Source organism: Nocardiopsis gilva YIM 90087, assembly GCF_002263495.1.
Lineage (GTDB): Bacteria > Actinomycetota > Actinomycetes > Streptosporangiales > Streptosporangiaceae > Nocardiopsis_C > Nocardiopsis_C gilva.
The window spans coordinates 3,640,199-3,649,971 of the sequence record NZ_CP022753.1 but is presented as its reverse complement, the minus strand read 5'-3'; the positions used below and the strand labels follow the sequence as shown (position 1 = coordinate 3,649,971).

At 71.5% G+C, this 9,773-nt stretch carries 7 protein-coding genes; 3 read left to right on the top strand and 4 right to left on the bottom strand.

The window, feature by feature from the left end:
• Positions 1–91 precede the first annotated feature (91 nt).
• The 3 genes from pgi to CDO52_RS16615 form a co-directional block, all read right to left on the bottom strand.
• Entirely contained in the window at positions 92–1,753 is a 1,662-nt protein-coding gene (gene pgi / locus CDO52_RS16625; protein WP_094932510.1) for a glucose-6-phosphate isomerase, read from the bottom strand.
• A 111-nt stretch (positions 1,754–1,864) separates the two neighbouring features.
• Entirely contained in the window at positions 1,865–3,709 is a 1,845-nt protein-coding gene (locus CDO52_RS16620; RefSeq protein ID WP_017617836.1) for an ABC transporter ATP-binding protein, read from the bottom strand.
• Positions 3,710–3,824: 115 nt separating this feature from the next.
• Positions 3,825–5,600 carry an ABC transporter ATP-binding protein gene (locus CDO52_RS16615; protein ID WP_232524222.1) on the bottom strand — a complete coding sequence of 592 codons (1,776 nt, stop codon included), beginning with the start codon at positions 5,598–5,600 and terminating at the stop codon, positions 3,825–3,827.
• A 258-nt stretch (positions 5,601–5,858) separates the two neighbouring features.
• Between CDO52_RS16615 and CDO52_RS16610 the strand changes: the two genes are divergently transcribed.
• From CDO52_RS16610 to CDO52_RS16600, 3 genes are all read left to right on the top strand, one after another.
• Positions 5,859–6,092 carry a hypothetical protein gene (locus tag CDO52_RS16610; protein ID WP_157745612.1) on the top strand — a complete coding sequence of 78 codons (234 nt, stop codon included), beginning with the start codon at positions 5,859–5,861 and terminating at the stop codon, positions 6,090–6,092.
• A gap of 132 nt (positions 6,093–6,224) precedes the next feature.
• Complete coding sequence (locus CDO52_RS16605) at positions 6,225–7,292, top strand: FecCD family ABC transporter permease (RefSeq protein WP_017617833.1); 1,068 nt, start codon at positions 6,225–6,227, stop codon at positions 7,290–7,292.
• Entirely contained in the window at positions 7,289–8,428 is a 1,140-nt protein-coding gene (locus tag CDO52_RS16600; protein ID WP_017617832.1) for a FecCD family ABC transporter permease, read from the top strand. The genes CDO52_RS16605 and CDO52_RS16600 overlap by 4 nt, the downstream gene beginning before the upstream one ends.
• Positions 8,429–8,509: 81 nt before the next feature.
• Here CDO52_RS16600 and CDO52_RS16595 read toward each other — a convergent pair whose 3' ends face one another.
• The gene (locus CDO52_RS16595; protein ID WP_017617831.1) at positions 8,510–9,664 is read right to left on the bottom strand and encodes a peptidoglycan recognition protein family protein; all 1,155 of its coding nucleotides are present in this window, start codon (positions 9,662–9,664) and stop codon (positions 8,510–8,512) included.
• Positions 9,665–9,773 lie beyond the last annotated feature (109 nt).

Here is a 9,773-nt window from a genome sequence, read left to right as displayed (position 1 = left end):
GCTGTGGTGTAAACCCGCGAGGGCGACAGCAGTGAGGGGCCGGGCCGACCCAGCAGACCCAGGCCCCGATCCGCCGTCGATCGATGTCAGATCAACGTCCGCGCAGCTCGCGGTAGCGCGCGACGAGATCGGCGGTGGAGGCGTCCAGTCCGCTCACCTCGGCGCCGTCGGTCAGGGCGGGCTCGACGCGCTTGGCCAGCATCTTGCCGAGCTCGACACCCCACTGGTCGAAACTGTTGATGCCCCACACCGCGCCCTGCACGAAGACCTTGTGCTCATAGAGCGCGATGAGCTGGCCGAGTACCGATGGGGTCAGCTCGGAGACCAGGATGGTCGTGGTGGGGCGGTTGCCGTGGAAGGTGCGGTGGGGAACCAGCTCCGCCGCCACCCCCTCGGCCGCGACCTCCTCGGCCGTCTTCCCGAACGCCAGCGCCTGCCCCTGGGCGAACAGGTTGCTCATCAGCAGATCGTGCTGGGCGGCCAGCTCGGGGCTGAGCTCGGCCGAGGGGCGGGCGAAGCCGATGAGGTCGGCCGGGACCATCTTCGTCCCCTGGTGCAGCAGCTGGTAGTAGGCGTGCTGGCCGTTGGTGCCCGGCGTGCCCCAGACCACCGGGCCGGTCTGCCAGGAGACCGGTCGCCCGGAGCGGTCGGTGGCCTTGCCGTTGGACTCCATGTCGAGCTGCTGCAGGTAGGCCGTGAAACGCGACAGGTAGTGGCTGTAGGGGAGTACGGCGTGCGACTGGGCGTCGAAGAAGGCGCCGTACCAGATCCCGAGCAGGCCGAGCAGCAGCGGCGCGTTCGCCTCGATCGGGGCGGTGCGGAAGTGCTCGTCCATCAGCCGGAAGCCGTCGAGCATCTCGCGGAAGCGGTCCGGGCCGATCGCGACCATCAGCGACAGCCCGATCGCCGAGTCGTAGGAGTAGCGGCCGCCCACCCAGTCCCAGAACTCGAACATGTTGGCGGTGTCGATGCCGAACTCGGCGACCTTCTCCGCGTTCGTGGATACCGCCACGAAGTGCTTGGCAACGGCGGAGGCGTCACCGCCGAGGGCGTCGAGCAGCCACGTCCGCGCGGAGGTGGCGTTCGTGATGGTCTCGATGGTGGTGAAGGTCTTGGACGCGATGATGAACAGCGTCTGCTCGGGGTCGGCGCCGCGCAGCGCTTCGTGCAGGTCGGAGCCGTCGACGTTGGAGACGAAACGGACGTCGGTCGCACGCGCGGTGAACGGGAGCAGCGCCTCATAGGCCATGGCCGGGCCGAGGTCGGATCCGCCGATGCCGATGTTGACGACGCGCGTGATGCGCTTGCCGGTGTGGCCCGTCCACGCACCCGAGCGGACGCGTTCGGCGAAGTCGGACATCCGGTCCAGCACGGCGTGCACGTCCGGGACGACGTTGTGCCCGTCGACCTCGATCACAGCGTCGCGGGGGGCGCGCAGCGCGGTGTGCAGTACGGCGCGGTGCTCGGTGAAGTTGATCTTGTCGCCGCGGAACATCGCGTCGCGCAGCTCGGTCACCCCGGTGGAGGTCGCGAGCTCGCGCAGCAGACGCAGGGTCTCGTCGGTGACGATGTTCTTCGAGTAGTCGAGGTGGAGGTCGCCGACCCGCAGGCCGTAGCGTCCGGCCCGCCCGGGATCGGCGGCGAACAGGTCCCGTAGGTGCGTGTCGCCCAGCTTCTCGCGGTGCTCGGCCAGCGCGTTCCACTCCGCACGCTGGTCGAGGCGCGTGCTTTCGGCAGGGGTTGTCTCCGGCATGGCTCCGCTCCTTGTCCTGGGCACGTGAATCAAAATGCCTCCGCCCGGTGTGTACCACACATTGGCCTAGACCAGACCCCAGTGTGTCCAGAAGCGGCCCAGGTCACACGCCTACCCCTCCGTCTCCGTATCCACATCCCGGCGGTTGTCCGCCCAGACCTCCCACAGGGCCGCGTAACGCCCGCCCGCCGCGACGAGCTCGTCGTGGGTTCCCGTTTCCACGACCCGTCCGGCGTCCAACACCACCACCCGGTCGGCGCTGGCCGCCTGGGTGAGGCGGTGGGCCACGATGAGGGCGGTGCGCCCCTCCAGCGCGCGAGCGGCCGACTCCTCCAGCTCGCGGGCGCCGGCACTGCCCGCGTCGGCGGTGGCCTCGTCGAGGATCGCGATCGGCGGGTCGGTCAGCACCAGCCGGACCAGTGCCAGCTGCTGGGCCTGCGCCACGGTCAACCGGTGCCCGCCGTCGCCGACCACCGTCGACAGGCCCTCGGGAAGGGCATCGACCCAGGTCAGAGCGCCGACTCGGGCCAGAGCTTCGCGCAGTTCCCCATCCGTGGCGCCGGGCCGGGCCAGGCGCAGGTCGTCGCGCAGCGGACCGGCGAACACGTGCACCTCCTGGCTGATCAGAGCGACGGTGGAGCGGATGGACGCGGGGCCGAGCTCGTCGATACCCACCCCGCCGAGCGCGATCGCTCCCGAGGTGGGACGGTGGATGCCCGCGATCAGCTTGGCCAGGGTGGTCTTGCCCGCACCGCTGGCCCCCACCAGCGCGACCCGTTCCCGCGCGCTGATGTGCAGGTCCACGTCGTGCAGGATGTCGTGGCCGGGCTTGTAGGCATGGCCGAGCCCCGCCACCTTCACCGAGGCATCGACCGGCACGACGGGCCGCTCGGCCGCGGCCTCGTCGGTGCCACGCGACACGCCGGGTCGCCCCTCCAGGGCGTCGTCGGTCTCGCCCGGGAGATCGGCCACCCCGATGATCCGGGCCAGGCTCGCCCCGGCCTTCTGCGCGTCGTCCAGGAGGACGAGGGCCGCGTTGATCGGGTTGAAGAGGCTGTGGAAGTACAGCGCCGCCGCGGTCGCCGTACCGATGCTCGCCGAACCGTTGTTGACGAGCAGGAAACCAGTGGCCAGGACACCACCCAGGCCGATGTACTCGGCCAGGTTGAGCCGGGCGAAGAAGCCGGTCACCAGCCGGATGCCGCGCAGGGACAGGTCGACGGCGCCCTGCGAGCGCTGGGAGACCCGCTCCACGTGGTCATCGGTGAGCCGGAAGGCCCGCACGGTCCGCGCGCCGCCGACGGTGTCGAGAAGCTGCTGCTGCTGGGCGCCGATGGCGACGCGCTGGGCGGCGTAGAGGGGGACGGCGCGGCGCAGGTACCAGCGCACGGTCAGCAGCTGGATGGGGGCGGCCAGGAGCGCTGCCACGAGGAACCGCCAGTCGAGCACGGCGAGCGCGCCCAGCGTCAGGGTGATGGTCAGCAGTGACCGACCCAGCTCGGGCAGTGCCTCACGCACCGACTTGGCGACCTCGGCCACATCACTGGTCACGCGCGCGGTCAGGTCCCCGGAGCCGGCCTGCTCCACCTGTTCGAGGGGCAGGTGCAGCGCCTTGTCGATGAACCGCTCGCGCAGCGTGGCGAGCATGCCCTCGCCGAGTCGCGCCACCAGGGTCAGCCCCACCGAGGTCGCCGCCCCTCGCGCGAGCGCGACGACGGCGAGCAGCACCACCGGCACGGTGATGGCCCCGACCCCGCCCTTCTCGGCGACGATGTCGACGATGTGCCCCAGCAGCGGCGCGGTGAGCAGTCCGATGCCGGTGGCCCCGACCATCGCCAGGAACGCGCTTACGGCGATGACCCGGTTGCGTCGGAGCAACCCGCCCACCACCGCGGCGGTCCGCTTCCCGGTGGCGGTGGGCAGCAGCTCCCGTGCCGGATCAGACGTTGCGGTCATCGGGGATCCCTCTGCGGTCGTTGGTGGTCAGAGTGGTGGCGGTGGGGGACATGGGGTTCTCGGCGCCACGATGTCGCGCGCCGGGGTGTCCCGCTGGTGCTGGCTGCGGCCGGGCTCACGTGAGCACTGCCGAGCGGTAGGCGGGGTCGGTGTGCAGGAGTTCGGTGTGCGTGCCCGCGGCGGTCACGGTGCCGCCGTCGATCACCACCACGCGGTCGGTCGCCGCGAGCAGTGCCGGGCTGGTCGTGACCAGCACGGTCGTGCGTCCCCGGCGGACCTCGGCGATCTCGGAGGCGACGCGGGACTCGGTGACCGCGTCGACGGCCGTGGTCGGGTCGTGGACCACCAGCACCGGCGGATCGGCGGCGAGCGCCCGGGCGAGGGCGACGCGCTGGCGCTGGCCACCGGAGAGGGAGCGGCCGCGCTCGGTGATTGTCGTGTCGACGCCGTGCGGCAGGGTGCTGGCGACTTCGTCGGCGGCAGCCGCGGTCAGTGCCCGCCCGACCCCCGCGCTCATCGCCGCGCTCGGATCGGTGTCCTCCGCCTTCTCCTCCGCCGCTCCGGAGACGGCCGCTGTCACGTTCTCCCACAGCGTGCCTTCGAACAGGTCGGCGTCGTGCGCGGCGACCAGGATCGCGGCGCGTACGTCGCTGGGGTGGAGTCCCGACAGCTCCACGCCGTCGAGTTCGATCGAGCCCGTCGCCGGGTCGGCGTCGCGTCCCAGGCACTCCAACAGGGCCGCGGCGGCGGCCGGGTCGGGGGCGACCACACCGGTCAGGCGTCCGGGGGCGATGTCCAGATCCACGTCGTGCAGCGCGCCGTGCGTGACGCCCTTCAGCCGCAGGCGGCCGGTGACCTCCTGCGGCAGTCGGCCGTCACCGGCCGCCACCGCCGGGGGCGCCGCCAGAACCGAGGCCACCCGCTCGGCCGAAGCGCGGCCCTGGGCCAGCATTCCGTTCACCCACGAGAAGATCTGGAACGGACCGAGGAGGAACTGCGCCAGGCCGACCGCCGCGACCAGGTCGCCGATGCTGATGGATCCGCCGATCGCCAGGTGGCCGCCGACCAGGGCGACGAGTGCGATGAACCCTCCGGTGAGGGCGAAGAGCGCCCCGTCGTGCCCGGCCTGGGCGCGCGTGGCGCGCAGCGTGGCGGCCAGAGAGTTCCGGCTCGCCTCCCGGTAGCGGGTCACCGCCGCGTTCTCCGCACCGATCCCCTTGAGGACCCGCAACCCGGACACCAGGTCGGCCGCGGTCCCGGAGGCGTGTGCGGCACGCTCCTGCTCCACGCCGCTGCGGCGCTCCAGCGGACGACCGATCACGTGCGCGAGCCACAGCAGGGGAGGGGTTCCCAGGAGAACGAGCAGACCCAGCGGGGTCGAGATCACCAGCAGTGCGACGGCGCTGACCAACAGCCCGGCCACCCCGGCGACGCCGAACGGCACCGCGCCGTTGACCCGGCCGACGCGCTTGGCGTCCTCGGTCGCGATGTTGACCAGCGCACCGGGCAACCGCCCGGCCTCGGCACCGCCCTGGGGATCGAGAACCCGCTCACCCAGCTCGATCCGCAGCCGGTGCGCCGCCTGTTCCGACGCCCGCTCGGCACCGCGCGCGGCGAACCGGTAGCTGTAGGAGAGCACCGTGAACAGCACCGCCAGGATCACCAGCCAGCGGACGAGCGCGGCGACCGACCCCGTCGACACCGCCTCGTCGATCAGCACACCGATGACGACCGGGACCAGCGCCTCGCACGCCTGGTGCGAAGCGGCGAGCACGGATGCCCCGGTGATCAACCGCCGCTGCCCGGAAACCGCGCGCAGCACCACGCGACGCCCCGTCCAACTCGCTGCGGAGCCGCCCGCCCCTTCGGCAGGCTCTTCTGCGCGCACCACTCCACTTACCTCCGACGGGTCGCCCGGCACGGTTAGCAATCGGTTAGGTAAGGCTAGTCTAAGATCGCACTTCACGCATTCATCGGACTCCCAGATCTACGGCGCGTGAGTGCGCGGGTTCGGGGCGTCGCGTGATGCCCTCTGCGCCGCTCTGCCGCCGCTCGGCGCCATCGACGCATCGCGACGCGATGTCACAGGGCTGAGCTGGAAAGACTCCGTCGCTGTGGGCGGCTGGAACGGGCTGACGCTGAGGGCGCCGTGTCGCGGCCGGTACCCGTGGGCACGACGGGCGCGGTCTCCGCCGTCCGTGAACCTTCCCTCGACGCGGTGGTGGCCGAGGGTGTCGCCCACTACTCCTTCCCCTGTGGCCGCATGGCTCCCTCGGTCGGCCACCGTGACATCACGGAGCAGGAGTCGCTCGGGCGTCGGCTCCACATCCCGGGAGCGACCAGCGATCGTCCGTTCCTCGGCGGTGATGGGATATCCCATTAGTCCTTGTTCGCGTGATATTCGGCATTTATTCAGAACGTTGATCCCCACCCGCGATCTCCGTTAGCATCGCGGTTCGGTTAGCCTCACCTTAGGAACAATTCGGGACTGCGTCGCCCATTCAGGAGGTCGCCGGTGTCGGTCACCGCTCGCTCGCAGGAGAGGAGCGTCGCCGACCCCGATGAGCGGACGGAGCGGCGTTCCCGTGATCCGATCGTGCGCCGTCTCGGGATACCGGTGGCGCTCGCGGCGCTGGGGTGCGTCGCCCTGCTCAGCATCTGGGTGGGGACCAGCGACATTCCCTTAGCCACGGTCTGGGAGCTGCTGTGGCACCCTGACGGATCCCGCGAGGCCGTCATCGTGCACGACTACCGGATCCCCCGGACGATTCTCGGTGCGCTGGTGGGGATCGCCCTGGGGCTTTCCGGCGCGTTGATGCAGGCGCTCACCCGCAACCCGCTGGCCGATCCCGGGATTCTCGGGGTGAGCCTGGGCGCCTCGACCGGGGTGGTCGTGGCGATCGCGTTCTTCGGGGTCTCGGCGGTCACCGGATATGTGTGGTTCGCCTTCGCCGGTGCCGTGGTGGCGTCCGTCGTCGTCTACGCCATCGGGTCGACCGGGGGGCGGGCGGCGACGCCGGACCGGTTGGTGTTGGCCGGGGCGGCGATCACCGCCGTGCTGTACGCCTTCAACAGCGCCATGCTGCTGATCAACCCGCGGGCGTTCGACGAGTTCCGGTTCTGGAACGTCGGGTCGCTCGCCGGCCGCTACTTCAACGTCCTGCTGCCCGTCGCGCCCTTCATCATCGTGGGTACGGTCATCGCGCTGGCCCTCGCGCGGCCGCTCAACGCCCTGGCGCTCGGCGACCAGATGGGCAGTGCCCTGGGCGTCCGCATCAGGCGCACCCGCGTACTCGGCGCCGTCGCGGTCATGCTCCTGTGCGGGGCCGCCACCGCCGCCGCCGGGCCGATCACGTTCGTCGGGCTGGCCGTCCCGCATGTGGCCCGGCTGATCGTCGGCCCCGACCAGCGCTGGGTGCTGGCCTACTCCCTGCTGCTCGCCCCGATTCTGCTCCTCGGATCCGACGTCGTGGGCCGCGTGCTCGGCGCGCCGGGCGAGCTGCAGGTCGGCATCGTCACCGCCTTCATCGGAGCTCCCGTGTTCATCGCCCTGTGCCGTCGTCGCCGGTTGGCCGCGCTGTGACCGCGCCGCAGGGGCGCGCGCCCCACAACCGGTCGGTCGCCACCATGGGTCCTCCCGCCCGCATCCCGCGCGCCCGCGCCGAATCCGCCGGAACGCCGACCGGGTATGCCCCACTGCGTACCCGGGGCGAGAGGGTCGCGCTGCGCGTCCATGTCCGGACGGTCGTGGCGTGCGCGGTGCTGGCCGCCGGACTCCTCGGGATGGCCGTCCTCGCCCTCACCGTCGGCGACTTCCCCCTCAGCCCGTCCGAGGTCGTCTCTGTCCTGGCCGGTCAAGGTAGTCCCGGCCACGAGTTCATCGTCTTCACGCTGCGCATGCCGCGCCTGCTCACCGCGCTGTTCGTCGGCGCGTCCCTGGCGGTCAGCGGCGCCATTTTGCAGCGGCTGTCGGGCAACCCCTTGGGCAGCCCGGACATCATCGGCTTCACCAACGGCGCGGCCACCGGTGCGCTCATCGTCATCGTGCTGGTGAGCGGAAGCATGCTCCAGGTCGCGCTGGGCGCCCTGGTCGGCGGCGTGGTCACCGCCGTGATCATCTACCTGCTGGCGTTCACCCGCGGCGTGCGCGGCAGCCGGTTCATCCTCGTGGGCATCGGCATCGCCGCCATGGCGCTGGCCGCCAACTCCTACCTGATCACCCGGGCCAGCCTGACGGACGCCCTGGCCGCCCAGGCCTGGCTGGTCGGCAGCATCAACAAGGTCGGGACCGAGCAGGCGGTGGCGGTCGGCCTGGCGCTGGCGGTCCTCCTCCCGGTCGCCGTCTACCACGGCCGCGCCCTGTCCCTGCTCGGCATGGGCGATGACGCGGCCAAGGCACTCGGCGTCGGTGTGGAGCGCAGCAGGCTGGTGCTCATCGCGGTGAGCGTGGTGCTGGCCGCGATCGCGACCGCCGCGACCGGGCCGATCCTCTTCGTGGCGCTGGCCGCCCCGCAGCTGGCCCAACGCCTCACCGGGTCACCGGGTCCCGGCCTGATTCCGGCTGCCCTCATGGGTGCGCTGTTGCTGCTGGTGGGCGACTTCGCGGTGCAGCGGCTCTTCAGCACCGCGGCCCTTCCGGTCGGTACCGCGACCGGCCTCATCGGCGGGCTCTACCTCATCTGGCTGCTCATCGCCGAGTGGCGGCGGGGCCGGGGCTGACACCGCGATCCGGCGGGTGTCTCCGGGGCGGCTCTGGTCCCCGGAGACACCGTGGTGTGCTCGGTGGGCGATCGACGCCCGTCAGACCAGGCCGCGCGCGACGCGCTGGCGGATCGCCGTGTCGAAGTGCTCGGCGAACGTGTTGCCCGGGCACTCGGTCGGAAGCCAGTCGCGGTGGCGTGACACGCCCTGCTGGGTGGCCTTCTTCCCGTTCACCGGGTTGACGTACTCGACCTCCTCCACCGGGTCCACGCCGGTGATCCAGCACAGGGCGCGCAGCGTGTGCACCAGGCTGTCCTGGGCCTTCTGGGTGGGCATCCGGTCGGTGAAGTCACCGAGCATACAGATCCCGATGTTGCCGGAGTTGAACTGGTAGACGTGGCCCGCGGTCACCGCCTCCGCCCGCCCGGGCAGCGGGATCGTACGGAAGATCGGCATCAGGTCGCTTCCGGACCAGCGCCCCTCGTAGACCGTGCCGTCGGGGTCGATGAGCAGGTGGTAGCCGATGTCGCCCCACCCGTTCTCCACCGCGTGGAGGTGGTAGATCGCCCGCACGTTGGCGGCGGCGCCGTCGTCCCCGATCTCCCAGGCGCTGTGGTGCACCGTGATGGCCTGGACCGGGTAGTACGCGGTCGGCCACTCCTCCTCGCCCTCGTCGTTGAACCGCAGCGACTCGTCGGCGCCCCACCCCGCCCGGGTGCGGTACTTGACCAGCAGGCCGCCCTTGGGATCGGTGTCGGTGTCGTCGTAGAGTTCGCCCACGGGCCTGCCGCCCATACGCACTTTGCCCCCGTCGTGCAGGTTCATCGCAACACACTCGGCACGGTCCGTGCCCTCCGCGCTGATCTCGTATCCGGTGCATCCAGCGGGGACCGGCGTGAGGGCCGCCGGGGTGGCCGGCCTGTCGTCACGCCCGTCTCCGTGGAAGTGCAGCGACCGCCATTCGGTCAGGCCATCGGGGGCCTCGAAGCGGATCGCGGCGCTGCGCGGCGCGTTCTCGCCAGAACGGACCGCGACGTAGTCGAAGCCGGCCTCCGGCCGCACCATGCGGGGTGTGGTGGTGCTCGCGGTGGACCGCTCGGTCAGGGTCTGGGGAACGCCGCGCTCACCGGGCGTGGTGCCCGGTGTCGGGGCCGACTCGGTCGGGGTGGACCGGTTCGCGGCCGCCGTGCTGCCGAGCGTCGCCATGGCGACTCCGGCCGTGGTACTCGCCGCGAGGAAGTTGCGCCGTCGCACAAGGTCTCCATTCCAGGGGTGGTGTCGCCACCCGTCGTGGGGATCGGGTCCGTGGCCCCGGAGGCGCCAGTGGGACCCGCGTGGATGGATTTCCGGATGACGACCGTAC

Excerpts from the sequence above, each read along its gene's own strand:
- CDO52_RS16620 (WP_017617836.1), bottom strand. The coding sequence starts at position 3,709 with ATGACCGCAACGTCTGATCCGGCACGGGAGCTGCTGCCCACCGCCACC.
- pgi (WP_094932510.1), bottom strand. The coding sequence starts at position 1,753 with ATGCCGGAGACAACCCCTGCCGAAAGCACGCGCCTCGACCAGCGTGCG.